Below are 24,713 nucleotides of genomic sequence, written 5' to 3'. Positions count from 1 at the left end.
GACGCGCCTCCTAACCCCTTATTCCGCAGGCTTGGCGGTATTCTTCTTGTCATCCTCTACCATTCCAAGATCAATCAGTCGTTGAATCGCCTCTTTGCCAATACTAACAGGGACCTCTTCACCAATTTTGTAATTCTTATCGTTGTGACGGATATTCCACGTTGCTATATATGCCATCTCTGTTTTCCTCCTCTTTAGTTAAGAACCTTAGCTACATACCATCCGTCCACATTTTGCGGAACGACGATAGGACGGGCCAACATTTGCAAGTAACGAGCTGCAGGTTCTTTAGTAGTCCATGATTGCGGCGTTACCTTTGCCTTGACATACTGGAACTGACCGTCATCCCCCATGATCAAGTTAGCTCCATAGTTAAACTCAAACGGTTTTCCGTCTGGCAGTAACGCAAGTGTTCCAGCAGGAATGTAATCCTGCTCTTTACCTTCTTCGTCGGTGTATGAATTGGTGTAGGACCAGATATGAATAGCAGCCTGACGCAAATAACCATGATATACAACGCCCTCTGGCAGAATGTCTTGGTTCAAATTACCGACATCAAGGGTTTCTTTTTCTGCTTTGATCATTGCAAGCAAAGTAGGATGACTAGTAATTGCAGATCCAACTTCAAAAGTGGTCAACACCCTACGCATGGTCAAGCCACTTTTTCGCATGACCTTCATTTTCTTCTCTGTGAGATAAGCAACAACATCAAAAGTTGGGTCCGAGAAGTCTTTTCCTGAAAGAACTTCCTTGTTGGTAAAATCCCAATCCAATTCCTGATTCACACCTTCACCGATTTGCGTTGTCTTGCCCGTAAACATGGTTTCGGACAACTGTTGAATCTTTCGGCGGTCGATTGTGCTTAACAATTCAGCCGTGTCTTCGATCAGGAGTTTCTGCGCCCGAACATCCGGAGAATCCGGGTTATACAAAGTCTCTCCAGCACGTCTTACTTTAAGATCGTTCCGAGTGATGACACGCATAGGTTTAACTAGCGCAGGCTTGTACTGTTTGGCTGTAAATCCAGTGCGCAGTACAACCTTACCTGGCATCAATTCATTGACATAAGGAGCCAGCGGACGGTGACCTTTTTTAGTCTGGATTTCAATTTCATCGGAGTCGAACGTTTCCCCTTCGGATGCGTATGTGTCCAGTAGGTAATAAGAATCCTGTGGAAATGATTCGACTACACGGAATAACTGCGGAAATGCGTAAATATCTTTTGCCATAATGTATTAATCCTCCCTATTTAACTACTCGTTTTGTGATAAGACCGATGTTGCGCATGGCGACTTCGTGTTTTGCAACTGTATCAGTGCCGCCGAACTTGAGAGCATCACGATTAAACTCACCAGATGTGTAAGCCACGGCCCGAGCATCCTTGGTTGTAGCGTCGACCTCTTCGTCTGCCAAGATGCAGTATGGATTCTCAATACCGCCCGTCTTACTCGAATCTACTGGCACAGTGATGGGTGTTCCTGCGTACGGATCTGTTTCAGCGAGTTGGCTTTCTCTGCCCAAGACAGTACCACGTTTAACCACTCCAGACCCCGCTTTGACGATAATTGCAATGACCGTTTTCGGTTCGACTCCACCTGCGTACAGATTGTCATACGGCTGGCTTTCATAAGCTGGCATTATTTACGACCTCCCTTTTTGTTTTGAAGCTGTTTTGCATACTCAATCATGTTGTTTACGGCTTGTTCGTTTTCAGCGTCATCATTTGATGCACCGACAGTGATTACAGGCGCTTCCGGGGATACATTTTTCACACCGCTGTCGTCCGAATCTTGTTGGCGTTGCGTCCCCTCTTGGCCCACACGCGTAATTGATGCTTGAACGATTTTCATAGCCACATCACCGGCGGTTTCGCCATTTGTGATGGCATCTTTAATAAAAGGCTTGGCTCCAGGGGCACCCTCCATATTTGTCAGTGCGCTAATACGGCTGCGTTCGGCTGTAGTAGCCAGACTGACCACCTCGTTGTACAAGTCTGGGTGCTCGTTTTTCAGTTGGTTTAAATCCATTGGTTTGTTTTCTCCCTTCATTTGGCTTATCTGATTTTTTAGTCCCTCGAATGTGTCTCCGGCTTGCGGAGTACCGCCTTTATTTGTGTTAACAGCAGCTACAGGCTGTTTGGCTGTCGAAGCAAATTGCAGATTTGGGATGCTTTGCAAGGGGGTTATCCTTTCCAGTCCGCTGTCGCCAAGCGCTGGAGGCTGATTTGTGAATCCTCCGCTTTTAAGAAGCTCGTTGCGAACCTTGTTTATGACCGCCTCAGGCAAAACTCCGTCACTGCCGAGCATATCAAAAGCGCTGTTGGTAACTTCTGTGGCGCCTTCACTGAACATTATTTCGTCCGCAAATCCAAGTTCGACAGCCTTCTGAGCATTCATCCAAGTTGTAACGTTCATGAGATCAAGTAGTTCGTCCCTTGTCTTGCCTGTTCGGAGTGAATAAGCATTGGTGATTGCCTCGTCCGTGCTTTTCAGCAGGGCAGAAGAGCGGTCATGGGCATTCTTGTCGCCATCCGTACCCGTTGCAGCGTTGTGAATCATGATCTGCCCCGGCGGCGATATCTTGATAACGTCAGCACCCATGAGCATAACCGAGGCAGCAGAAGCCGCTACACCCGTTACTTTCGCCGTGATTTTCCCGGGGTAATCTTTGAGTAAAGTGTAAATCTCAGCACCATCAAAGGCGGAACCGCCAAGAGAATTTACGTACAATTCGATCTCGTCTCCGTTTGCTGCATCAAGTTCCTTGGATATCATCCCTGGACTCACAGCCGGAATACCAAACCATTGATAAACCCATGCGTTTGCATCCCCGATTATCGGCCCGTTAGCCTTGATCTTCTTTGGCATTTGTGTTTTCACCCCCTTCCTCATCGTCGTTGTCTTCATCGCCCTCATCAGACGGTTCAGAAGGCGTAACCGGAGCTGGTGCAGTTCCTTCGGTCAGTCCCAGTTCCTTGAGTCGTGCTTTCTCATACGCACGCTGTTGAATGTTTTGTTCCCATGATCCGCCGTTTAGCTCGACCGTTTCCTTTGTGGCTGTACTTAAATTGTTCTCAATTCGGGTAACAGCCGCGCCTACTTCCTTGGTTGGATCAAGTAAACCTTGACTTGGACCATGCCATTCAGCCCGTGTGTAGGCAGCAAAAATAGCCGGGTCATCAAAGATGCCAGGCGCGTGTATCCTACCTTTGGTTACAGCCTCAACAAACCATTCTTCATAAATAGGCTGGCAAAGCGTTTTAGCCAGCCAGGAACGGCGCATGCGGTACATTTTCCAAGCTTCCAATAGTGCCCCCCGAGAAGCCGAGTACGAGCTAGTGAATTGCTTGGTCAGTATCTCATACGGTAGCTCAAGAGCTGCTGCAATCTGTTTCAACAGTGCCCGAACGAAAGCTTCATAGTTCGGATTTGGTCTTGACGGGTCAGCAAATTGAACATCCTCTCCAGGGTCCAGATAAACGATAGCACCCCGACCCATCTTTATGTTGTCGCCACCAGTCCCGGGTATAGGTTCTTGATACTGATTGTCAGTTTCCGGTTCATTCATACCATACGGATCTTGCCCGTCATCTCCTGGAGTTTTTACAAACACGGTGTACATTGACGTGATGACTGCAGCCATCAATTCTGCCTCTGTATACTGGTTGAGCAGCTTTAAAGATTCGATAATAGGCGCAATAATTGGTATGCCCCGTCGTTGCCCTGGTCGTTCCGCTTCAAAAAGATGGATTACATTCAATCGCCCCGTCTGCTTGCCATACCTCTCGACCCGGACCCATTCCCTTTCACTTGTCAGGTCAAACCTACTGCTACCCGGATGACGGTTGCTGAAATGGTACGCAACCACCATACCGTCTGCGTCAACCTCAACGCCAGATTGGATCCGATCCAAATCGTCCAATTGCACATTAAAAGGAGTATCACAACGGTCAGCTTCAACTAGGTTGATTCTGAGGTCATAAACCGCATGATCTCTCGGCAGCATTGGCAACAAAGCGAATACGTCCCCGCTCATGAGGGTTGACAAGAAAGCTAGGGCTTGCAACTCGTAAAAATCATTGAGCCCTGCCGCATCGCATTTGCTTGTTTCAGCCCACAATGCCCATTCCCTGTGTATGCTCGCCCTCAAGTCTTCGCTTTCCTGATCGCTGAGTGTTAGAAATTTGGAATCAAAGGCAGGGTTGAGGCGTAAGCCAGTACCAACGATGTTCGTTCGCAAACCCTTGTGAGCTGCTGCAACAACGTCAGATCCCATGTGTAAGTCTCTGGCCCGGGCTCTAAGCTCGTTAATATTCTCATGAATATCTGCATCAGCGTCACCAACTGGCGTTTGCCACATGACCATAGACGACTTTGTGCGGCTAGCTCCATGCCTGCCGTATCCTTTACCACCAAATGACTCTTTGTAGCTATTAATAACTGCCTGAGCTGCTTCATGCCTTGCAACATCCAGGCGGGACGCCTCTCTTTTAGCCGCAATTCCCGGAGCCACAAAGTTTAGAGTCTTGTCCAGCCAGTTCATCGGTCAAACGGGGTGATTCCTCTTACTTTGCTTCTCCGTTTCACTCCCGGATTTTCCAAGTCGTCAACGATGCGACCATAATATCTCTTGCGCTCCAGTACCACATTCATGTCTGTCCGTGTCATAGACCGACCAGCGATGGTGTATGATTTTCCTGTAGCGAGTGCCGCCTCAGCGTCACACCAAAGCTTGTACATCATTTGAGCCTCGGCTAAAGTCATTTTCGGCATATCCCCTGTTCACCTCCTTCACATAATTTACAAGCTGCTAGAAACATTCCTTTTCTTCTTCCGCTGCTGCGGCCTTACCGGACCCGTAACCACACTTCCCGGCTCAGGTAATGGCAGGTCAAAGTTCGGATTCATCATTTCAATTGCGGCACGGTTATAAACTGCAAGGTCAAGGGCTTCATTCCGCGCCCTGGTCTGCACCCAAACAGTATAAGGAATCCCATTTTTATAGCGGGTGACCAATTGCTCTGCCGTCAACTGTTTGAAATATTCTTCGTCATATACGAACGGGTCCGGGTTATCTGGATTGGGGAGTGGAAACCGACATGACCCAGGCTTTCCAGGTTCGATTGTAAGCGACGAAAACACCTTAGCCTTACCTTCGGCTACCCCAAGCCGAATAACCGTAGCACGGTGGACGTTGTTGTCTGTGGTGCCGTTTAAAAGAGGTGTGTGTGTACCGTCACCGCTGTCCTCACCTTTAATTGCATATATTCCGCGTGAGGCACGAGGCTTGCACCACTTGTACACCTCGCGAGTAAAGTGTCCACCCGAGTCCATCAATGTTCGACGTATGCGAAACTTCCTGCCCGCTGCATCCTGCCATGTCCGGGACAGAAATTCGTCCAGATCATCCCAAACGTCCTGCAATTTCAGGTCACCATATACCCGGTGATACTGTATTCTCCAGCTAGAATAATCTTTTCCCCAGCCAATGACGTCAATTTCGAACCGATTGTCCTGCGTGTCCACCGCCGCAGTGAGGAATTTCACACCCTCTGGAACCCGATGCATGTACATCTCACGGCGATTCAGGAGCAATTCATGTTCTACCTTCTCGCCTTCTTCCTCCCATGACTCCGCCATAACGGTGTTGAAGAAGGTCTTGAGAAGCGCTGGGCCGCCACGTTTGGCAGCCTTGAATTCATTGACAGCATCTTTCCATGTGTAATTTATCGTTGCTGCAAGGCTACTCAGCTTAAACCCGCGAGTTTTGGAGTGTTCCTTCCCAGCAACCCAAACCACTCGCTTGGCATAATCCTTTTTCCATTCATGTTCACCATGCAGCGCACCACAATGCTTGCACACATGATCGACCCGTGTACAAGCCCGCGTTTCTTCGTCGTAGTCGAAGTCGATCTGCCTCCATGTTAAGGGCTGCAGTTCATCACAGGACGGACAAGGGAAGTGTAATTCTTCCTGTGTGCTGTCCTCGTAAAGAGCCTCGATACGGGAAGCACCTTTGATGGTCGGAGTGGATACCCACACCATTTTTTTGTTGTAAAACGTCTTGGTTCTAGCTGTTACCAGTGATACAGGGTCACCTTCCTTGCCTGCCGATACCGGGAAACGGTCGATTTCATCCCCAATAACCACCCTGATCGGCTTGGAAGCCAAAGAAGCAGGCGAATTCGCGCCTGCGATGTTGATCCGTCCACCTGGAAATGTCTTATACAAAATGGTATTCCGGCTATCACGGCTCTTATCCTTGACCACCAGTGGTGATAATTGTGGAGAATCCCGGTACATCGGGGTCAAACGGTCATTAGAAAAGTCACGTGCAACCATCAAATCCGGCTGTATAACCATGATCGGAGCTGGGTCATGCCCAGTAAAATAACCAATCGTATTAAGCTGCAGGTCCGTTTTGCCAAGCTGTGAGGCCCACATGAGCACAACCGACTCAACATTTCTGTCAGATATAGCTTCCATGGGAACCCTTTGATAAGGTGCCCGCTCTGTTTTCCATGGACCAGGTTCAGCCGAAGCTTCTGGAGACAACACCCTGTGTCTGTCAGCCCATTCAGATACACTGATTGGCTCAGGAGGCGCGACAAGGCTTAAAGTGTCAGCAAGCAGGCGGAATGTCCTTTTACGTTGCGCATTCATGACTCATCATCTGCCATTGGGTCATACTTAGACAGCAGGTTTAGTGCCTCGTTTATGCGATCCTCCAACAAGATGCGAATTGCCTTTTCGTCGCTTAGATACGCCAGTTGATTTGCCAGTTTCGGAGGCAGGCCAGTTAATCTCTCGCGGAAATTCACCAGCAGTGTTCCCCATGCGTCTTGCACATCAGCGGTAGTGTGTAGATTCTTTCGCTTTTCCTCCAGTTCCAACGAGGCAATTTCCTTTTTAATCTGCTCATGCTGTGCCTTTTCGTCTGCAAAACTAATCTTGCCCTCCTCGGTTGCCCCAGTCACATGCCGGATGTATGCCTGGACGGTTGCAGCAAGCTCATATTTCCCCCGACTTACCTGCGTAAGCACACCGTCACGGGTTAATTGCCCGATCCATTGCTTGGTTTTGCCAACAATCGCCGCAAATTCACTGGTTCCGACAATGACCTCCGCCCTGTTCTCTCCTTTCCCCATAACTGACCACCTACTTTCCATTTATTCATCAAAATCCAAGCACGCTATCAGACGCATTTTAAGCCCCTTTTTAGCGGCGCATTAATAGAAGGGATAAATTATACATACACAATATAAAAAGCCCTCAGCAGGGATCACACGCAGCCTGCGGGGCTAAAAAAGGAAAGTGTTTTTCGAATTCAAAATCTACGCGTTTTTCGGGCTCATGCGCACCCGTACCTATTTTTAAGCTCCAGAAGGACCCAAATTTATTTTTTCTGGAGAAAAAGAAAGCTTTTAAGATTATTTTTCATAATCATTTCACGCGCGCGCCTCCTTCTTTTATTCTTTAATCTTTAAGACCTTGGTATAAAGGGTTAGGCATAGCTTATGTCTATGTGTATGAAAGACGGTGGTTGATGCACGAGTATTTTAATTGACTGTATATCCACCTTGTTATCTTTGGCATACTGTTCAACCTTATCTGCTATTTCACGTTTTAATTGATCCTGAGGCATGTCCTTCTTTAGTTGAACGGCGACTCTCATTTCTCTGTTCTCCAATAGATTCATCTGACAGTGGTAATTCTCTTCATGTTCCATCATCATCGTTATCATCCTTTCTGTTTTATGTATGAACAACAAATACACCGTCCTTTTATGCATAATGCATAGAACGATGTATGTATCTAGTTACTCTAAATGAGCTATATATTATATATATTATTATTTATATTTCTTTCTTTCTTTCTTGGGGGGACAATTATACCCCCCTAGAGGGGGACAATCATACCCCCCTAGAATACAAAACGCGCGTTTAGCGGGGGACAATTGTCCACCAGTAGAATCATACTAGAGGGGTACAATCATCCACCAGTAATATGCATGATATGTTGTATATTGTGTATAAACATTCAGCAGTATTATGGTGCAATAATACCTGCAGTTCGTAGCTTACCAAGCAAGGAATTAAAGTCAGCAACAAGACCAGCAACATCCGTAGCGGCGCTATTGGCCTGTGCTGCTGCCTGCTTCACTGTACCGTTTGCTGCTGTTGTAGCTGCACTAACAGGCGTGCCTGCTCCTATAGCTGTACGAGCTGCAGCCGCGTCTGCCACTGCCATGAGCTGCTTACCTAGTGCGGTCGCTCCTGAGATATCCGCAACTGCTGGAGTGTAGTTGCCTGCCTTGGCATCTGTAACTGCTATACCAACCTTTAGATTCGATGTGCCTGCGCCAATGGCTGTACGGGCCGCTGAGGCATCAGCAGCTTTAAGAATGGTCTTACCAACGTCACTCGCATCCGTAATGCTGTCAACTGTAACAGAACCACCGCCACCACCTGACAGTCCAGCCACAGGCAATGGGTTATTCTTGCCCACAAGCGACAGCTCGCCGTTCTCTCCTTCAATGTAAATCCCTTTTCCTAAAAAGCTTTTATAACCATCCAATTTGCTCAACTCCGCTTCTATATTGTTTGGATTAGAGAGATACTGAAATGCTTTGTTCTTTTCAGTACCGATAATGCTCATTTCCTTCTTGGCCTCAACCAAGTGATTCACATCAACCACCAACTCCCGGATCTCTTCCACTAGCATAAGTGGTTCAAGGAACTCCGGTATGTCTCCAACAAAACTGCTAAACTGAAATAACCCGCGCAATGGGATAGGCGGGCCAATGTAAATTAATATGCTCTCTACTATTATTAACACCTCCTTCCTGGTGGAATTAAGGCAAAGAAAAAAGCACCGGTTAGGGTGCTTGAAAATATTTTTACTTTTAAGAGTATTCAATCAACTTTTACGAGTAACAGTGATAGAACCAATTAATTCATTATTTAATCGTTCAATTTCTTTATCAATATCCTGCTTCTCTTCTTTCCATATTACCCAACCCTCATTTGAAGAGGGTACTTGAGTAGATTTACTATTTATTTCTTCAACTTTATCATTGAGAACTTTTTGCTTATTTATTAGTGAATGAAGTGAAACAATCTTTTCAGATAAATCCCCCACCTTATTTACCAATTCTAGATTTTGTCTAGAAGTTTCATTGCCTTGAATATAAGGGATTATGATGCCCACTACAGCTAATAATATTGAAAATAATGAAGCGCCTAGCGTGATCTGATCAGTTAATGTTTTTGGTGCATCTACACGCCAAATAATTACTGTTACCATTGCCATGATCAATATTATAATCCAGTACATTAAATCTTTTTTTTCTGGGAACTTCTCTTTTTCCCTTGTCTTGTTTTCCAAAAAACCAGCTCCTCTCATTACCATATATCGGTAGAAAAGAGATGGAACATAATAGAAGATTAACAAAACAAAAGAGCCATTTAGCCGCTATTATTTATGAAAGAGTTATTACTATGAGAAACCTGACCCCTTACGTTCCTGTTGATTTAAGGCATTTCTTGGAGATAGCGCTTTGTAATGATCTCTGAGGAAATCCAATGTACAGTTAGATCAATTAATTCCTTCATATTTGTAACGTCTTTATCTTCCCACTTTTTAACATAGTGGGTTTCATCGTTTCCCAACCATGCAGCCCTCTTTGCGCATAACTTTATATTATTATCTGTAACGAGCCCATCAATACATTTCCCTAATAACATACTTTTTATTTCATCTGACCTTTCAGGCATTTCCTCTATTAAATAATCTTTTATCAGGAATTCAAGTGATTTACGATACCCGGGGCCACATATATAACTCAGTCCGTCACTTTCAGCTTTAGCCGCTTGGTTATATATTACTGAAAATAAAGGAGAAATTCTTTTAATATCGTCACTGAATTCCTTTGAAATAAAAGAAGATGGTTTACATTCTAAAAATTTATAAAAATTGCGCTCATTCGGAGCTAACCTAGATAATTTATAATATGCTAGAAATATTTCGCCACATGCTTCTCTAACGCATTTAAAGACAAACACTGTTTTTTCTCTCCCAGGACCATACACATCCAAGGGTTGAGCTTCAATGTATTTTTTACATATGGGACACTGATCTGGCCTTTCGGTGAGAAGATACCCAGTTTTACCTACAAATATATTTATCAATTGTTCCACTCCCTTCGACACAACATTTCGACACCCAGGAAGGATATTCCTTTTTCTGCGCCGAAAGTATTAGTTCGAAAGGAGGTGTTGAAAATGGCTATTATTGCAGCTTTTGATTATGGATACAGAAAATACGAAATTGACGAAACTCATTTTTATGTTCTAGACCAAAGTGACAATCTGGTTGCTCGTTACCCTCTTGAACAAGTTATGGGGCATGGCGGATTCGATTACGGTGAATACAATAACTACACTTTTCAATTTTCCGAGTCAGACAAAATAGTAATAACCAATGATCCCGATTTGACTCCATTTGTTGAAGCATTTAATAAACAATTAGCAATCATTCTAAATAAGAAAAAATGAGCACCCCGCGGACTCGAACCGCACATTTCCTTTAGGCGCTGTAAATCCCCGGATCAGCTCCGGGGAAAACAATTACTGCAGCTCTTTGACTACCTTGGCAATGTGGGCAGGAATCGTAAGGCCCTCGCTCTCAGTCAGCGTACCATCTGCATGCAGCTTAATAGCCAATTGGTCGTATTCACCCGTGCCTGTAGGAACAACCGGGTTGCCGTATGCGTGTGGACCAGCAAAGCTAACTACTCTACCAGTGGGGCTATATTTAAGAGCCTCAGCTTCGGTGTTAACCACCTTAAAGATATTATCCGAACCAAGATATCCAAATCCGCCATTACGTACTGCGCTTGCTTCTGTACTCATTACAAAACACTTCCTTTTCTCTTTTTGTGAAAACAAAAAGAGCAGCGCATATACGCCACTCTCATTCATCCATTTATTTAGGTGCACGGTGTGGGAATTGAACCCACGACTTTAGGTCTGTTTTACTCGGGCCCGCCTGCGCTCTACCACTGAGCTAACCGTGCATAAAGTGATATTGAAGAAACTAAAAAGGCCGGCACGTTGGCCGACCTCCTTACTGCATTTAAATAACAATAATTTGATTATTACAGTTCTCCTCGTGAAGTGCCTATACGAACTGACATCTCGCCCTCCATATATGCTTTACCCGAGGAAAGAGATACATAATACTTATTAGCACCAGGCCAAGCGCTTGAACTAATTTCACTGTAAGTGCGACCAGGTTCTACAGTTCCAGACATCATTTGCGAACCTGTTTCTGAGCCTCTGTTCACCGAAAATTTAATTGGCTGCTTACCGTCATTACGTATCCATACCTTAACATAGCCATAACCTGAGGGTATATCGAAATTTTCTGTTAGTTCTGTGTTGCGGAGAGTTCTATCAACCACCGATTTAGTGGCATAAGGAGTAATAACATGATCTCCCGCTTTTGGTGTATTCACATCGGTCGATGTGTTTGCAGATTGGGAAACTGCTGTTGAGTCAGTTGTAGCTGGTGCAACATCCGTGGCTGCTGCAGAAGCAGATAACGGAATTGCAAGAGCTAGAGACAAAACAGATACTACAGAAGCCTTTTTAATGTTTTTCATACTCACAAGCCCACTTTCTTTGATTTTTTACCCTGTATACTTTATCAATCAACCAATATGTATAGAAACTATTAGAGTGTTCAAGATTGATAAAGTTTTTACAGGTATCTATGAACATTTACATTATAAGTCTTTTATTGTAATTATTCAACAAAAAAATGGGTTTTGATTCCATGTTAGCAGAAGCCCGGATTTGAACCAGGACTGTGGGGAACTGACCCCCGCAGCGAACCTCGCATTCTGCATGAAACCCCGCCAGACCGCACGAACGCGTTTCGTACAGCCTGGGCTTACAGGTAATGATATAAGCTTTGTTGGAATCCGGCACTTGCTTACGCGCCCGGCTGCGCTCCTGATCCACTCTTTAGCGGTTAGGATCACCGTCATGGGGAATGCGTTTGTCAGGCGCACATTAGCAAGAGTGGAGTTACTAGGAACAAACAGAAAGACCAGCATGCCCGCTTGTCCTACCCTTGCGGCTCTCTGTAGGTCTTATAGCAAGGGGCTAACTGGTGCCGCTCGTCTTACGCCTACCACCGTCAAACAGGTGTGTGATTGTGTCGGGTGCTGCTCTCTCTTTGTTTTCCATGTTATAAGAATAACCTATAATTCTGGCTTTGTTTTCTAGGTAACATCTATAATTCATCTGAAATTTTTCTCTTTATTTATGCATGTCTTTGGCTTTATCATAGTAACTATCATAATATATAAATACAAACCAAAAGGGCGTGTTATTGTGGCTTTACTGAATAGAGACTACCTCCTGAGCTTAGGAATAGAATTTATTATTAATTATCTTCGTAAATCTAGAGCAGACGAGGAACAAGAACGGAGAACAGGTGAAGATGTATTGACTGCTCAAAAAGAGCTTATGGACAGAATTCTTGAGCCTGTTGGATTACCCTACGACCAGCGACCCGAAATTGGTTCTGGTGACAAAATATCATCCAGACCTGTTTTCCAGTCTGTAATAGAAGACTTGCAAGCTAAGAAATATCAGGCCATTGCCGTTAAAGAAATTTCACGGATGGGCCGCGGATCATACACTGACATGGGCGTTATCTATGATTTAATAGTAGATAATCGTATTTTCATTATCACTCCGTATAAAGTATATGACCCTCGTAACCCTTCTGATCTGCGCCAAATTCGGTTTGAATTATTCATGAGCCGGGAAGAATTTGAGACAACCAGAGAACGGCTTTTTGGAGGTCGAGTAAATAATGCCATTGAGGGTAGATGGGTTTCCGGCGCCGCTCCCTATGGATTCACATACAACAAAGCGACAAAAAAATTAGAAATAGATGAAGAACAGGCTCGGGAAGTACGCGCAATTTTTGACTTCTTCGTTAATGGAGTGGCAGAGCCCGGGGGACATAGAAGAGATGTATCTTATAGAGCACTCGCCAGCTACTTGAGCAAAAAGACCTCTATTAAACCGCCACGCGGTAAGGGAGACTGGCAACCACAAGTGCTGCGTCAACTACTTAGTAATGAAAGATACATTGGAATTATGAGATTTAGAACAACACAACGGATTAACGGGAAAGTCGTTGCACGTCCAGAAGAGGAACATATTATCATTCCTGGTGCGATCCCCGCTATATTAGATGAAGACATTTGGGAGAAAGCTCAAAAGAAAATAAACGACTCTTCCCATAAACCAAGAACTAAAATGGACTTCTCTCCTTGTGAATTGGCTGGTTTATGCATATGTACTAAATGTGGACGCCGCATGGTAAGACAGTACAGCATCCAGGACTACAAGAAAAAAACGGGCGAAGTCATAAAATATCACAAGGAATTTTTATGGTGTACTACCTCAGGATGCACCTTTATAAAGTACAGAAACGTAGAAGAAGAAATAATAAGTGTTCTCTCTTACCTTTCTGATTTAGATGAGGATGAATTGAACAACACTTTTAGCACTATTTTAGCTAGTGAACAAAAATCTACGGAGATAGCTTACGATGATGAATACATTGAAAAACAGACCAAAACTTTGAAAAAAAGAATGGATTTCATTTTCGAAAAATATGAATCTGGAAAATATACGGATGAGATGTTTGATGAGCGTAAATCAGAGGTGGACAAGCAACTGGAGGATTTAAAAAAATTGAAGGAATCTTTTGAGGAACAATCTGCTCGGGTAGGAGAAAATAATGTGGACACGGACTTAATCAGGAAGAACATAAATACTGTTTTAGACCAATACCACGCAACAGATAATAAAACAATGAAAAATTCGATTCTCAGGGCTACATTCGATAGCATCGAAGTTACATTGACGGAAAAGGGCCGTGGACGTATACCCGCTAAATTTGATCTGACAGTAAACTTGAAGGCCAATTTAACTAAGCTCAATTTTTTAGTGTTATGATGTAACATACTATTCGTAGATTGTTACATCATAACACCAAAATAAAGAACAGAAGAAAAGCCCCTATTCATCTGGGGCTTTCTGAGTTTTTATGGTATGAATCATAGCTGTAGCAACTGCTGTGTATATCTCTTGTAGATCATTCGGGGAAGGTTCTTTATTAGGGGCCTTTATTGTAATCAGACCATGCTTACCCTGTATGTGCCCTAAGATGATTTTTTCGTCGCTGTCTTCACAAGTACGCGTGCCCGCCTGCTGGCACTCCATGTCCATCCCCTCCTTCTCCCACAATATATTCAGTGAGGCTTGTCCTTCATTCGGGATTAAAAATTTCTGAGATACGTAATATTTTTAGATCATCCAGTTTGAGTATTAATCTATAGAATGCTTTCCTGCGTATTTTCCCGTACGTATCTTTGTTGCACGGTGGCTGAAACTCAAAGTTATAAACGTGTCCATCGGTTATATACTCGGCATTTTTACTCATATACCGCTTCTGAATTAGGAACTTTTCCATCTTGGGTAATGCGTTCACGGCCCGATCAACTCTTTCGACAAAAGAACGCCGGAATGCTTGTGCATCCACATTATGAGTAGCTATACTTGCCGTCTGGTCGCTTGTCACATTAGTTGGGCTGCTACGTGGCATATCACTGTATGATGCGGTTATGCTGGCCTCTCTTTCCTCTGTTTCCTCAGACAACAGGTAACGGTACATTCTATATTTATGGAGAACATCTTCTACTGCTGACTTCGTTTTTTTAGGATCAAGTTCTTGCAGTTCAAAATCTTCAAATGATTGTTGCCCCACTTGGTAATCACCTCATGCTGTATTAAGTAAATCCCCCGACCGAAGCCGGGGAGCGTATAAGTGCGGTTTGCTTAGAAAGGCAAATCGTCGTCCGGGTTATCTCCACCTGCAGCACTTGCGGCAATCTCAGCGGCTGCGGCCTCTTCTTCATCCAAAGGCAATTCAGCCTGGTTCGGATCATCTTCACGGTTTACCGTTACGCTACCGTCCTGGGCAATGGTCCCTTTAACGCCTTCGCGATATTCCGCCTGTTGCTCACGGAATTCGTCTATATCCATTTGGGATTCAGTAATGGTCAGTTCCACATCAGAGCCCGCGAGTTTATAAAATTCAAATGTCTGAGCGGCAGAAGAGTCGCCTTTCACCTCAAAATCCAGAATGGTCTTTTTAGAGTCCTTGGAGGACTTCTTGAATTCGGCTGTCAGCTCCACATCCTCCAAACCTTTAATGCTCAAGACAACTACTTCCCGGGTGAGTTGATTCAGCTCTGGACGATGCTCGTCGTCACCTTTTACATAGAACTGCACAAGTTCCTTTTTAGAATCTTTCGTCTGTTTATTGAAATGAGCTTTAATAGTTACGTTCATGGGTGGTTACCCCTCTCAGTTGTTTTATTTTTATTTATAGAAAACGAACAGTATCGACAACGCTAATATAGCTGCAACACATATGCATGCCATGTTGCGAGCAGACTCTTTATTCTTGTCTCCCTCAGCTACTGTTCCGAGGAAAGAGGTTACTAGAATTGAGCCCAGCAGGATCTTAAACCACATATTTGACGGTCACCCCTTCGGCTTACTCTTATGAGCGTACTTGTTAGATGGATCAGGTTTCACCACGCCCATCATAGCCAGTTCATGGACTACACGCAGCTTCGACAATCCCGTAAGCTTGGCGATGCGTGAACGAGGTACGCCAGCACGGTCCAATCTGCGAATCTCCTTAACTGTCTCTTTGAGTAAAGGTGTCTGTAAGCTATTAAGCAGTAAATCCGGTCCGATTGAAGGAGCATCGTATCCATCTGGACCAGGAACTTTGGGCCCGCGTTGCTCTTTGTTCTGACCGCCTGTGCGGTGCTGACGCTTGTTCATCCTTTACCGCCTCCTAATGCCTGGCGAGCTTCTTCTAGCTTATAGGTCAGGCGGCGTATAACTGCGTCCCTCTCTGCAAGCTGCTTACGGAGAGCATCCCGTTCGGCTGTAACTCTATCAACAAGCTTGTCCCAGTCCACAGCAGTATCCTTTTGTATATTGTTAGCAACGTTGAGCATGTGGATTTTTTGTACTTGGTCATTTACCTGCTGCTGGAGTGAGTCTACCAGGGCAAGAACCTCAATCAATAAACTTGAATCGCTTATCAATCCTTTAAGGTCCCCCGTTCTAAGCCAGACACTTTCGTTGGCTTCTATGCTCAATTCATCGCCTGATGGCAGTGGATATGTCCGTTCACTCACCTTTACCGCCTCCTTGGTATACTGTTTTCGGTAGCCTAACCCAAATCACTGCCCCTTGTGGATGCTTATAAGGTATAGGCTCCGGGTAAATGATTGGATTTTGCATTACCCATGCATAAGGTGTTTTGTAATCTATATCTACGTAATCTACATGGTGCTTATCTTTATTAGCGGCCCACTCATACATGGTAAGCGGGATGCAGTCTACAAGCTTTGCTGTGCCGTATACAAGACCGCTGCCGCTCTTGATAATGCCGATGGTACCGCGTTTATGTGTCCGGCTGCCGCGTATCTCCCACGGTTTAATGCCGGACAGCACCATGTCAGCCCAGTTAGGTTTAATGATTAGTCCATCCATATCTATTCACTCTCCCATCCACTTTTTATATTCAGCCAGTTCCTGTCGAAGCCGATCATTCTCGAGCCTGATCTCACTCAAGCTCCGACAGGTGGTGTGTTTCATTTTGTCGCCATGCCAGCCTATTTCATCCTCATAGACAAGACCTTTGCATACGTAACAAGTACCAAGTATGCAGCCGCTAGCCATGCGCTTATCGCTCCTTATAGGGGTATAGGGTAAGAGGCCAGAAGGCCCCTGTTTAGGCGTTGTAAGGCAGCTCCGTAACCTCTGCCTCGCAATCTTCATCCGTCATGGTTTCAAGCAGACTTTCTTCGTATCCGATCTCACGCAGCAGTTTACGGTCATTGGTTTCTGTGAACATATTCAGCAACTCCTTTTAATTTTTTGGGGTATAAGGTAATAGAGTGGATATCTCGTACCTACCTTGGTTGTCTATACCGTAGACAGGATTAGAGATTTCAAATTCTTCAAATCCCTTGTCTCGCAGTGCGTTCACATACCCTTCAACGTCTTGTTCATACATCAAATAACCCGATGCCTTACCGTCTTTTTTACAGATCAACCAAACTTTTTGCATACGTTCATTCGCTCCTTTTAATTTGATTGGGTAGAGTAAGAGGCTGTTATGCCTCAAAACAATATGTTTGTATCAGGCTGCCTTTTGAAGTTTTTGTTTTCCCCATCTGTTGTTTTAACGACAATTTTTTCTTTGTTGTTGTTTAACTGCAACTGTTCAATTTTGGTGATGGTACATTTGCCTATTCCATGTTTACCACGGCTAACCCGAAGCCAAATTCGCCCTCTGTCGTTATAAAGTAAATGACCTTCATCCACCTCGATTTTTCTTTCTTTCGGTTTTAAAGACTCATTGAGATAAGTTTCAGCTTCCCATGTAATGCGATACCAACAGCCCTTTTCAAGTTCCATACTATTTATCTCTCCTTTGGTATAGGTAGTAGGATTACAAGCTGTATTCTTTAATCCATGTACGTTGGAATAGGTCGTCCCTGTATATTTCAATGCAATCACATTTTTTAGGGTCAAGCAGACTCCGAGCCTTTTTTAAGGCTCTCAACAAGCTGCTTTTAAAAAACATTACTCTAACGCGTTTGCCTTTGTAGTAAAGCACAAACTCAAAATCCGATTTATTAGTCATATCAATCTCCTTTGGTATAGGTAGTAGGGGGTGTATCCCCCTTATGGAGGGCTAAGCCTCCTACATTGAAAATGCCATTTGCCCGGCTGCTGCCTCTGCATAACGCTCCAGCACCAAGTTATTACCGGACCCAGTGCAAAGCTCTGGCAGATTGGCCCGGACAAGCGCCTCGGCAAATGGAGGCGGTACGGCGTTACCGCAGCGGGCAACCTGGGCCGACTTGGAATAGCGTTTACCGTCCGCGTCCACTTCGATAATGTAGTTGCTCGGGAAGCCCTGAGCCGCAAACAGTTCATGAGGCTCCAACATCCTCATGCCGATGTCCACTATTTGATAATCAACCCCGTGGATCGTCACCAATCCAAACCTGTCTTTAGTGGTGATAGTATGCAATGGCCCGTCCATCGTTTGCCCGTTGTCAGCACTGCCGTAGTATTTGAGTAGGAAGGCCCTGACCTCTCCGAAGTGATTCCCGCCGGCTGTTATCGTCTGAATCGGCTCCTCTACCAGCTGCCCGATGTTGGTTCCCTTCATTTTGACCAAATGCGAGGTAACCAGTGCATTGTGATCCACCGTCGTAACTGTAGAAAGTGGATCATCCAAATCATTGCTGGGGCCAGTGTATCCCCCGCCGTAGTGCTTGGCGAGAAAAGCAGCAACCAGTGCATGTTTACGCCCTCCAGCAACGACAGTCCCTAATGGTTTTTGCAAACCAGGTACGCGGGGTGCCTGCCCCGGTCCTTCGCCGTATCCAATCTCAATCAACGTTGGACTTACTACCATATGGTGACCCCCTGTTGTGACAGTACGTAGGGGTTCCGTAGGCGAACTACCGGGGTGCCCCGAAGTATTAACACCAAGTACAGGAGTAACAAGTAAATGCTCAGCCTTAGTCGTCACAGTAGTGAGCGGGTCGGTTACTTGGTATTGAAGCCGATCCTTACCGAATCCTGTCTGTCCGATACGAACAATGAACGGCTGAGGATTGTCGATTACAAACCGATGAATACCCCTTGCTATCCGGCGCTGAGTATTTTCAGCCAGTGGCTTCTTACGCTCAAAGATTGAAGGGCAAGGAAGGTCCCAGTCTATAATCTCCGCCGCTGTCCTCCACGGTTGACGCTTACCCGCTTTAACCTCCGGACTGTCCGGCGCTCCATGCGTCGGCTCGGGCCAGACAATCGGACGACCATCGCGGCGTGCTATAAGAAACAACCGCTTGCGAATCGTTGGCGCTCCGTAGTCACACGCCCGCAGCTCCTTCCACTCGACGCGGTAACCCTGCCGCCGCAGCGCATTGACAAATGCCCTGAAAGTGCGGCCCTTCTGCTTCTTATCAGGATAACCGTCTGGAGTCAGCGGTCCCCACGTCGTGAATTCCTCGACATTCTCCAGCATGATGACCCGCGGTTTTACCGTTGCCGCCCAGCGGACAGCCACCCATGCAAGGCCGCGAATCTCTTTTGCAACTGGCTTGCCGCCCTTGGCCTTACTGAAATGCTTACAGTCAGGCGAGAACCATGCCAGTCCCACCGGACGGCCTTTAACCGCCTCCGCCGGGCTGACCTCCCACACAGATTCGCAATAATGCTCCGTCTCTGGGTGATTTGCTTCGTGCATCGCAATAGCTGCTGAATCATGGTTGATCGCTATATCCACCGACTTTCCAGTCGCCAACTCAATTCCCGTACTGGCCCCGCCGCCTCCTGCAAAATTGTCTACTATGATTTCCTGCATGCTGCCCCTCCTTCTTGTCCCCTATGGGGCTTAATCCGTTATACCTGACACCTTAATGCCTGCAATTTCAAGAGCCGTGATAAAGCCAGCGTGGAACCCGTTTGCTTCCGCCACACTTTCTCCACAAAAGCACCCATCATGGGCCGTTGTTTCCTCGAAAGCCTCTTTCATCCGTTCTTCCATCGTCAATTCCACCGTATAGCCTGAGATAAGCGCCTGAGCCAGCAACCAGACTGACATACCGTTCAAAGCCTCCGCTTGCGTGCCGACCTGCCAGCCATTAGGGGCAGCAGCGTGTTCATGGAGGAGAGATTGTTTATCCCATTCAGTAAGCAACCACTTGATTGCCTCGTCCTCTGCCTTCGACAGCACAGGTTTATAGGGTCCGTCCGGTTGAGTGACAGGTAGTGTTTCCGCAGCGACCTCTGCAACAGGAACAGTAGGCTTTGGATCGTCCTCTGTTTTGGCTTTGATAGACTCCTTATACCGAGCAATTGCCACCTCTTCGGCCTCTGGTGTCTTGATATCCCACTTGGGCAGCCAATATGACCGCAAGCTGTTCATTGTGATTCCCAATTTCCTCGCTGCATCTGCGCGGGATAACGCTTCTGCTCGAAGCTTTAAATATTCGTTTTTCGATGCTTTTGCCACAGGTATTTCCTCCTTGATGGTCTTTGTTTTGGCACGGAAGGTCAGCGGTTTTATATGCGACTTTGGTATAGGCTTGCCAACAATCTCCGCAAGTTCTTCCGGGGAAAGCGTGTACGTTTTAACGTCACCCTGACCCCGAGAAGCCGTTTCGTTCTTTTGGTTTGGGATGGATGTACCCATGGATTGCCCCTTTCTAGCCGTTTTTGGGCGCAGCTACCCGCCGCAGGACCCAATAGCCCCGGGTGTTATGCCTTATTTAAGATAGATTCAATGACTTCGATTTGGTACGGCTGAGTGTCCAGCAGTGGCATGTATTCGCGCATGCGGTACAGGTTGAGAGCGATACGGGCGATGATGTAAGCATCCACTACGTCATTGCTTTTGTGGGAATATCCAAAGTGCTGCAATGCTGCATCTGCCATTGCTTTTTTCTTCGCTTTTCCTTCTAAACGCCGCTTGCTTCCAACCTCTCCCTCCCAGCCAGTTACAGCCACATACTTTTTAACTGAGTTCGGCATGATGAGGTTAAAACTCAAGCCTTTTCGATGGATGATGGTCCGCAGGTTTCCGTGTATCATCCCGGTTGTTATACCCTTTTGGGTACCAGGAGCGGCATCCTCTTTAAGAATTTCGTCACCAGGCTGGAGCAGCTGATAAAGCTGATTCTGTAAGGATACAAGTTGCGGAGTGGTTATCCCTCCGGGTATCTTAGGTCCTTTACCACGGATAGCTGTCTGTAATAGCACGTTAGCCTCGATGTCCAAAGCAACAACCCCTGTTGTCGTAGCTGGATCAATTCCCACAAATCTCATAGCCGGGTCAATTTCCAAAAGAGTCATCGCCGCGCCGCCTCCCAGTTACGCTGCCGCCCATACTCTGTAATCTTGTATAGGTGGTCCTGATTGGCCCGGGCAATCACATTTTGCAGGACCTTGCTGGCCTCTCCAGATGGAAGAGTCTCGCGGGCCTGCTGCCGGATTAGCCCCACCGTCACCTGCAGCACATCAAACAGTTCCGAAAGCGTCCGGCGTTGGTCATAATCCTTGGACTCTACTTCCTCGATCAGCTCATTAACTTCCTCTTGCAATTTCACGCGCATATCTCCCGGCTGGTACCCATGAACCGGATAGTCCAGTACGGGGATTGCAATTACTATAAATTGTTCTTTAGCCAACTCGCTCACCTTCGTCCTCTTTTGCGCTCGTTACTTGATCAGTTGTCATTTCCCACGCCTCATATGCAACGATTTCATCCAAATTCAATCCGAAGCTATCGTGTGATGTAATTCCACTGAAACTGTAGCCCACAAACTTCCCGGAACTGCTGGACCATTCAAAATTGAATTTTCTAGCGATGATTTCAATTTTGGTGCCGTTTCTAAGAGTGACATTTACCTTATACATGGTTTATCCTCCTTGAGTGATGATAAATTTAAGCATCATATGTCCCGAGTTCATTCATCTCGTATGTTGTACAAGCTCTATCACACGGCTCTATTTTTGAATCTTCGTAGTCAACAGAGAAAATTTTCCCGTTTAGGTTTATTTGACTGCATTCAGGCAATATTGTGATGCTATCAACAAGCAGCAATGAACAATCTTGTTTAGTTTCAACGAAAAACCGTTGTTCTGGTTCGAGTGTGATTTTCACTTCTTTGGTTGCTCTGTTCATCTTTCGGTCCCCTCTCTTAGTCCAACCAGCCTGATAGATCCGGCTTAGCTTTTGGCGGCTCTGGCGGCGTTTCTGGAGCCTGTTCAGGCTCGGCTGGTGTGTTGGTCTTCATCTTTTCAGCCTCTGTTGCTGGGGCCTCCTGTTCAGGCTGTGGAGCCATTTCCTGATACGTCCACCCGAGAATCTTATATTGCTCTTTCAGGCCCGGGAATTTGGCTACCAGTTCCCCACGCCGATATTCTTTGACCTTTGCAGATACAAGATCATATTGCTTTCTTAAATTCGTCTTAGCAGATTCATCAATCAAAGGATCATCCAGCATCGGAGCCTTTGAAACAAGCCAATCAAGCGACTTCTGATAACCTGCTTCATCTACGATTTGCCCCATGTTCCCTCACCTTCTTTTCTAGCTCATATTTATCGTCCTTCGTGAGATTCATAAAGCGACTCGTTTTCCGGTTGAACATCATTTGTATTGTTCCGGTACCGATCTTCCGGCCTTTGGCTACAATCAGCTCCATGACACCTTTCAGGACCGTATCCGGGTAATAGTAGTCGTCTCGGTAAAGGAAGATAATCACGTCCGCGTCAAACTCAATGTTTCCGCTATCCCGTAGGTCTGACATCATCGGGCGTTTGTCCTGCCGATCCTCACATTTCCGACCGACCGAAGAGATTACCACTACAGGGATACCCAGCACCCGAGCCATCTTCTTGAACTGAGCTGAAACATAGGATACACGCTCAGACGTACTGGAGAATTTCCGTTCTGACTCAATCAATTGAAGATAATCAACATAAATGATTAGGCGTGGATTCCGCTTTTTGAGTGTCTTGGCCTGCCGCCAAATATACTCAATGGTCATGCCTGGAGTATCGTCAATGTAGATTGGTAGAGACTCTAAAATCTCAAGCGCCTTGCTGTAGCTGTCCCAATCGTTCTCTGTCAGTCGGCCCGTTCGTATCTTCTTGCTGTCAATGCCGCCTAGAGTGCATATATGGCGTTCTGACACATCTTTAGAAGGCATTTCAGCCGAGAATATGGCAGCAGTAGTTCCACCCTCAGCAGCAGCTATAGAGTCGTTTACAATGTAGGCTGTCTTTCCGATACTGGGCCGCGCCGCTACAATGGTTACATCACCAGGCTGGTGACCGCTCCCCATCTCGTTCAGGTCGTCGGATGCTGTTTTCGTTCCCGTAATCCCTGCCCGCGAACCACGATCCATAATTTCTAGGTGGTGACCGTCCAGCACTTCCGCCATTCGAAGCATGTTATTCTCGGCCTGTCCCTTTTGGAGTTGGTTAAGCTCGTCCATTCGTTCCTGTACAGACGTTACGTCAATTACTCCCGCAGCCGATGCTTCTTCGAAAGCCCTAGCGGCTTCGCGCTGAACAAAAGCTTCGCGGACAATAGCCTGATAGGACTGGTAGTTATGAACCGCAGGAACCGCATCACGAAGCTGCATGAGGTAAGTCACCCCGCCAATCTTCGCAATATTCCCACCCCAGTGTTGAACCATCAACAGCGGATCAAATGGGTCAGGATTTCCGGTGAACTGTTCATATGCATAGCGAAGCGTTGTAAGGATCAGCCCGTGTCTTTCATCAGCTCCAAAATCTTCGGAAGTGAGGTAACAGTCGTCTAGCAATTCGGGTTTGTTCAGGATTGACCCGAGGACTGCGCGTTCAGCGTCAAGACTCATGTTTCACCCTCATTCGAGCGTTCAAGCGCTCCAGTCGTTCCCGAATGTGGTCAGGCATAGGCACGGCTTGTTCTAAATACTCCTGTAGAGCCAAAGTCTCAGCCCGTTCCTCTGCCCGCTGCAGAGCATAATAAGATTGTTCAGGCTGACATGCTTGGTATATCTCCGCAGGCGTTGGAGCCCATTTTTCATTCGTCTGGCAAAGCATCCTTGTTTTTTCTAGAGCAGTTTCAAAAGGAACGTCTCGAAGAAGGTCATGCCATACTTGAACCTCAGCTTCGACTTCCCTTTCGTCAATCACGAAACTCCGGTAAGCCTTGGAGATGTACTTCATTAGAAATATCACGTTTGCCCGTTCCACCTTGTCCCAACTCCTTCCGCATCAAGTTATCTAAGGCTTGATCTCCCCGAGCTCTGTTTGATTCTTTGGGAGCGTTTCGAGCCTGATCCCGTTTAATCCAAACACGAATCGCCTTGTTATGATCCTTCTTGTGTTTACTAGGCTTCTGGTTCCCTTGCCATTCGTCCAAAGCCTCAATCATGTCGTCAACCTTCGTTTTACCAAAGTCAGAACAAAGCTTTTCATACTGTTCTGGTATTAAAAATACAGTGTCAGCATATTGAGTTTTACCAGGAGGAATTTTCATATATATATCTTCTTTCTTTATAGTTTTCTTTCTTTCTTTCTTGGGGGGTGAATCTTCCCCCTCTCTTGGTGTATGATTAGACCCCTCAGAGGGGGAGGATTGTACCCCGAGAGATTGTTTTTTCCTAGGGGGCGTTTTGTCCCCCACAAGCCACTGGTCATAGTTTTTGTTGAATCCGAGTTTACGAGATTTGGACCCATAAGCTTCCTCAGTTACAACCAGCACCTTACGTTCTATAAGATAAGATAATTCCTTTTTAACGCCTCGCAGGTCGCCTTCGAGATATTCAGCGATGAAACTCACGGCTAATTCATGGTCCTTTCGCCCGTACCCGTAAGTGTATCGCCAGACCGCCAGGACAATCGCATATTGAGTTCCGTTGAATTTATGATGTCTCTTCACGATGTTATCGAATATCTCGTTGGCGATCCTCGCGTACCCATTTTCGAGTTGGGGGTTTGCCATTCCGTTTCACCTGC

The 24,713-nt window shown here is 45.9% G+C and carries 36 protein-coding genes and 1 tRNA gene; 2 read left to right on the top strand and 35 right to left on the bottom strand.

Going from position 1 to position 24,713, the window contains the following annotated elements:
• Positions 1 to 18: 18 nt before the first annotated feature.
• The 12 genes from ACYCSE_RS17185 to ACYCSE_RS17130 all read right to left on the bottom strand — a co-directional run bounded on the left by ACYCSE_RS17185 (position 19) and on the right by ACYCSE_RS17130 (position 10,189).
• Positions 19 to 177, bottom strand: a complete 159-nt coding sequence (locus tag ACYCSE_RS17185; protein WP_341161497.1) for a hypothetical protein — start codon at positions 175 to 177, stop codon at positions 19 to 21.
• 17 nt (positions 178 to 194) lie between these two features.
• Positions 195 to 1,229, bottom strand: coding sequence for a major capsid protein (locus tag ACYCSE_RS17180; RefSeq protein ID WP_341063755.1), 1,035 nt, complete (start codon positions 1,227 to 1,229; stop codon positions 195 to 197).
• Positions 1,230 to 1,245: 16 nt separating this feature from the next.
• Positions 1,246 to 1,638 carry a head decoration protein gene (locus ACYCSE_RS17175; RefSeq protein WP_339200458.1) on the bottom strand — a complete coding sequence of 131 codons (393 nt, stop codon included), beginning with the start codon at positions 1,636 to 1,638 and terminating at the stop codon, positions 1,246 to 1,248.
• The gene (locus ACYCSE_RS17170; RefSeq protein ID WP_341063757.1) at positions 1,638 to 2,867 is read right to left on the bottom strand and encodes a head maturation protease, ClpP-related; all 1,230 of its coding nucleotides are present in this window, start codon (positions 2,865 to 2,867) and stop codon (positions 1,638 to 1,640) included. Before ACYCSE_RS17170 ends, ACYCSE_RS17175 begins: the two co-directional genes overlap by 1 nt.
• Positions 2,845 to 4,542 (bottom strand): phage portal protein, encoded by a 1,698-nt coding sequence (locus ACYCSE_RS17165; protein ID WP_459698924.1) that lies wholly within the window; start codon positions 4,540 to 4,542, stop codon positions 2,845 to 2,847. Before ACYCSE_RS17165 ends, ACYCSE_RS17170 begins: the two co-directional genes overlap by 23 nt.
• Positions 4,539 to 4,772, bottom strand: coding sequence for a DUF6148 family protein (locus ACYCSE_RS17160; RefSeq protein WP_322175121.1), 234 nt, complete (start codon positions 4,770 to 4,772; stop codon positions 4,539 to 4,541). Before ACYCSE_RS17160 ends, ACYCSE_RS17165 begins: the two co-directional genes overlap by 4 nt.
• A 27-nt stretch (positions 4,773 to 4,799) precedes the next feature.
• Entirely contained in the window at positions 4,800 to 6,662 is a 1,863-nt protein-coding gene (locus ACYCSE_RS17155; RefSeq protein ID WP_459698922.1) for a phage terminase large subunit family protein, read from the bottom strand.
• Positions 6,659 to 7,147 (bottom strand): hypothetical protein, encoded by a 489-nt coding sequence (locus ACYCSE_RS17150; protein ID WP_341063760.1) that lies wholly within the window; start codon positions 7,145 to 7,147, stop codon positions 6,659 to 6,661. Before ACYCSE_RS17150 ends, ACYCSE_RS17155 begins: the two co-directional genes overlap by 4 nt.
• A gap of 356 nt (positions 7,148 to 7,503) precedes the next feature.
• Entirely contained in the window at positions 7,504 to 7,734 is a 231-nt protein-coding gene (locus ACYCSE_RS17145) for a hypothetical protein (protein WP_316243871.1), read from the bottom strand.
• A gap of 314 nt (positions 7,735 to 8,048) precedes the next feature.
• Positions 8,049 to 8,723, bottom strand: a complete 675-nt coding sequence (locus tag ACYCSE_RS17140) for a head fiber protein (protein ID WP_459698919.1) — start codon at positions 8,721 to 8,723, stop codon at positions 8,049 to 8,051.
• Positions 8,724 to 8,918: 195 nt separating this feature from the next.
• Positions 8,919 to 9,386, bottom strand: a complete 468-nt coding sequence (locus ACYCSE_RS17135; RefSeq protein WP_459698917.1) for a hypothetical protein — start codon at positions 9,384 to 9,386, stop codon at positions 8,919 to 8,921.
• A gap of 146 nt (positions 9,387 to 9,532) precedes the next feature.
• The gene (locus ACYCSE_RS17130) at positions 9,533 to 10,189 is read right to left on the bottom strand and encodes a hypothetical protein (protein WP_459698916.1); all 657 of its coding nucleotides are present in this window, start codon (positions 10,187 to 10,189) and stop codon (positions 9,533 to 9,535) included.
• A gap of 93 nt (positions 10,190 to 10,282) precedes the next feature.
• Here ACYCSE_RS17130 and ACYCSE_RS17125 point away from each other — a divergent pair, with 93 nt between their 5' ends.
• On the top strand, positions 10,283 to 10,555 hold the full coding sequence (locus tag ACYCSE_RS17125; protein WP_459698914.1) for a hypothetical protein: 273 nt from the start codon (positions 10,283 to 10,285) through the stop codon (positions 10,553 to 10,555).
• A 72-nt stretch (positions 10,556 to 10,627) separates the two neighbouring features.
• On the opposite strand, the gene ACYCSE_RS17120 is transcribed toward ACYCSE_RS17125, so the two are convergent.
• The 3 genes from ACYCSE_RS17120 to ACYCSE_RS17110 form a co-directional block, all read right to left on the bottom strand.
• Positions 10,628 to 10,912: a hypothetical protein gene (locus tag ACYCSE_RS17120; RefSeq protein WP_459698912.1), complete on the bottom strand. Its 285-nt coding sequence runs from the start codon at positions 10,910 to 10,912 to the stop codon at positions 10,628 to 10,630.
• A gap of 82 nt (positions 10,913 to 10,994) precedes the next feature.
• Positions 10,995 to 11,076 (bottom strand) — tRNA-OTHER (locus tag ACYCSE_RS17115).
• Between the two features lie 81 nt (positions 11,077 to 11,157).
• Entirely contained in the window at positions 11,158 to 11,664 is a 507-nt protein-coding gene (locus ACYCSE_RS17110) for a hypothetical protein (RefSeq protein WP_459698910.1), read from the bottom strand.
• Between the two features lie 736 nt (positions 11,665 to 12,400).
• Between ACYCSE_RS17110 and ACYCSE_RS17105 the strand changes: the two genes are divergently transcribed.
• A complete protein-coding gene (locus tag ACYCSE_RS17105; RefSeq protein ID WP_459698908.1) occupies positions 12,401 to 14,044 on the top strand; it encodes a recombinase family protein in 1,644 nt (547 codons plus the stop codon).
• 63 nt (positions 14,045 to 14,107) lie between these two features.
• Here ACYCSE_RS17105 and ACYCSE_RS17100 read toward each other — a convergent pair whose 3' ends face one another.
• From ACYCSE_RS17100 to ACYCSE_RS17005, 20 genes are all read right to left on the bottom strand, one after another.
• A complete protein-coding gene (locus tag ACYCSE_RS17100; RefSeq protein WP_459699050.1) occupies positions 14,108 to 14,311 on the bottom strand; it encodes a hypothetical protein in 204 nt (67 codons plus the stop codon).
• Between the two features lie 46 nt (positions 14,312 to 14,357).
• The gene (locus tag ACYCSE_RS17095) at positions 14,358 to 14,855 is read right to left on the bottom strand and encodes an ArpU family phage packaging/lysis transcriptional regulator (protein ID WP_459699048.1); all 498 of its coding nucleotides are present in this window, start codon (positions 14,853 to 14,855) and stop codon (positions 14,358 to 14,360) included.
• A gap of 71 nt (positions 14,856 to 14,926) precedes the next feature.
• Entirely contained in the window at positions 14,927 to 15,442 is a 516-nt protein-coding gene (locus ACYCSE_RS17090) for a hypothetical protein (RefSeq protein WP_459699046.1), read from the bottom strand.
• Positions 15,443 to 15,637: 195 nt separating this feature from the next.
• Entirely contained in the window at positions 15,638 to 15,946 is a 309-nt protein-coding gene (locus ACYCSE_RS17085; RefSeq protein ID WP_459699044.1) for a hypothetical protein, read from the bottom strand.
• Complete coding sequence (locus ACYCSE_RS17080) at positions 15,943 to 16,308, bottom strand: hypothetical protein (protein WP_459699042.1); 366 nt, start codon at positions 16,306 to 16,308, stop codon at positions 15,943 to 15,945. The genes ACYCSE_RS17085 and ACYCSE_RS17080 overlap by 4 nt, the downstream gene beginning before the upstream one ends.
• The gene (locus tag ACYCSE_RS17075; protein WP_459699041.1) at positions 16,301 to 16,666 is read right to left on the bottom strand and encodes an ASCH domain-containing protein; all 366 of its coding nucleotides are present in this window, start codon (positions 16,664 to 16,666) and stop codon (positions 16,301 to 16,303) included. Before ACYCSE_RS17075 ends, ACYCSE_RS17080 begins: the two co-directional genes overlap by 8 nt.
• A 6-nt stretch (positions 16,667 to 16,672) precedes the next feature.
• The gene (locus ACYCSE_RS17070; protein ID WP_459699039.1) at positions 16,673 to 16,855 is read right to left on the bottom strand and encodes a hypothetical protein; all 183 of its coding nucleotides are present in this window, start codon (positions 16,853 to 16,855) and stop codon (positions 16,673 to 16,675) included.
• Positions 16,856 to 16,907: 52 nt separating this feature from the next.
• Positions 16,908 to 17,030 carry a hypothetical protein gene (locus ACYCSE_RS17065; protein WP_459699037.1) on the bottom strand — a complete coding sequence of 41 codons (123 nt, stop codon included), beginning with the start codon at positions 17,028 to 17,030 and terminating at the stop codon, positions 16,908 to 16,910.
• A gap of 15 nt (positions 17,031 to 17,045) precedes the next feature.
• Complete coding sequence (locus ACYCSE_RS17060; protein WP_459699035.1) at positions 17,046 to 17,246, bottom strand: hypothetical protein; 201 nt, start codon at positions 17,244 to 17,246, stop codon at positions 17,046 to 17,048.
• Between the two features lie 53 nt (positions 17,247 to 17,299).
• On the bottom strand, positions 17,300 to 17,596 hold the full coding sequence (locus ACYCSE_RS17055; RefSeq protein ID WP_459699033.1) for a hypothetical protein: 297 nt from the start codon (positions 17,594 to 17,596) through the stop codon (positions 17,300 to 17,302).
• Positions 17,597 to 17,885: 289 nt separating this feature from the next.
• On the bottom strand, positions 17,886 to 19,562 hold the full coding sequence (locus ACYCSE_RS17050; protein ID WP_459699031.1) for a DNA cytosine methyltransferase: 1,677 nt from the start codon (positions 19,560 to 19,562) through the stop codon (positions 17,886 to 17,888).
• A gap of 30 nt (positions 19,563 to 19,592) precedes the next feature.
• A complete protein-coding gene (locus ACYCSE_RS17045) occupies positions 19,593 to 20,393 on the bottom strand; it encodes a hypothetical protein (RefSeq protein WP_459699029.1) in 801 nt (266 codons plus the stop codon).
• Between the two features lie 65 nt (positions 20,394 to 20,458).
• Entirely contained in the window at positions 20,459 to 21,052 is a 594-nt protein-coding gene (locus ACYCSE_RS17040) for a hypothetical protein (RefSeq protein ID WP_459699027.1), read from the bottom strand.
• On the bottom strand, positions 21,049 to 21,396 hold the full coding sequence (locus ACYCSE_RS17035) for a hypothetical protein (protein ID WP_459699025.1): 348 nt from the start codon (positions 21,394 to 21,396) through the stop codon (positions 21,049 to 21,051). Before ACYCSE_RS17035 ends, ACYCSE_RS17040 begins: the two co-directional genes overlap by 4 nt.
• Positions 21,380 to 21,616, bottom strand: a complete 237-nt coding sequence (locus ACYCSE_RS17030) for a hypothetical protein (protein WP_459699023.1) — start codon at positions 21,614 to 21,616, stop codon at positions 21,380 to 21,382. The genes ACYCSE_RS17035 and ACYCSE_RS17030 overlap by 17 nt, the downstream gene beginning before the upstream one ends.
• A 28-nt stretch (positions 21,617 to 21,644) precedes the next feature.
• Positions 21,645 to 21,884: a hypothetical protein gene (locus ACYCSE_RS17025; protein ID WP_459699021.1), complete on the bottom strand. Its 240-nt coding sequence runs from the start codon at positions 21,882 to 21,884 to the stop codon at positions 21,645 to 21,647.
• A 16-nt stretch (positions 21,885 to 21,900) separates the two neighbouring features.
• The gene (locus tag ACYCSE_RS17020) at positions 21,901 to 22,272 is read right to left on the bottom strand and encodes a hypothetical protein (protein WP_459699019.1); all 372 of its coding nucleotides are present in this window, start codon (positions 22,270 to 22,272) and stop codon (positions 21,901 to 21,903) included.
• Positions 22,253 to 23,587 carry a replicative DNA helicase gene (locus ACYCSE_RS17015; RefSeq protein WP_459699017.1) on the bottom strand — a complete coding sequence of 445 codons (1,335 nt, stop codon included), beginning with the start codon at positions 23,585 to 23,587 and terminating at the stop codon, positions 22,253 to 22,255. Before ACYCSE_RS17015 ends, ACYCSE_RS17020 begins: the two co-directional genes overlap by 20 nt.
• Positions 23,577 to 23,888 carry a hypothetical protein gene (locus ACYCSE_RS17010; protein ID WP_459699015.1) on the bottom strand — a complete coding sequence of 104 codons (312 nt, stop codon included), beginning with the start codon at positions 23,886 to 23,888 and terminating at the stop codon, positions 23,577 to 23,579. The genes ACYCSE_RS17015 and ACYCSE_RS17010 overlap by 11 nt, the downstream gene beginning before the upstream one ends.
• Positions 23,881 to 24,699 carry a replication protein gene (locus ACYCSE_RS17005; protein ID WP_459699013.1) on the bottom strand — a complete coding sequence of 273 codons (819 nt, stop codon included), beginning with the start codon at positions 24,697 to 24,699 and terminating at the stop codon, positions 23,881 to 23,883. Before ACYCSE_RS17005 ends, ACYCSE_RS17010 begins: the two co-directional genes overlap by 8 nt.
• Positions 24,700 to 24,713 lie beyond the last annotated feature (14 nt).

The sequence above is a fragment of the Paenibacillus sp. SEL1 genome, assembly GCF_054602535.1.
This window is presented reverse-complemented; position numbering and strand designations above follow the sequence as displayed.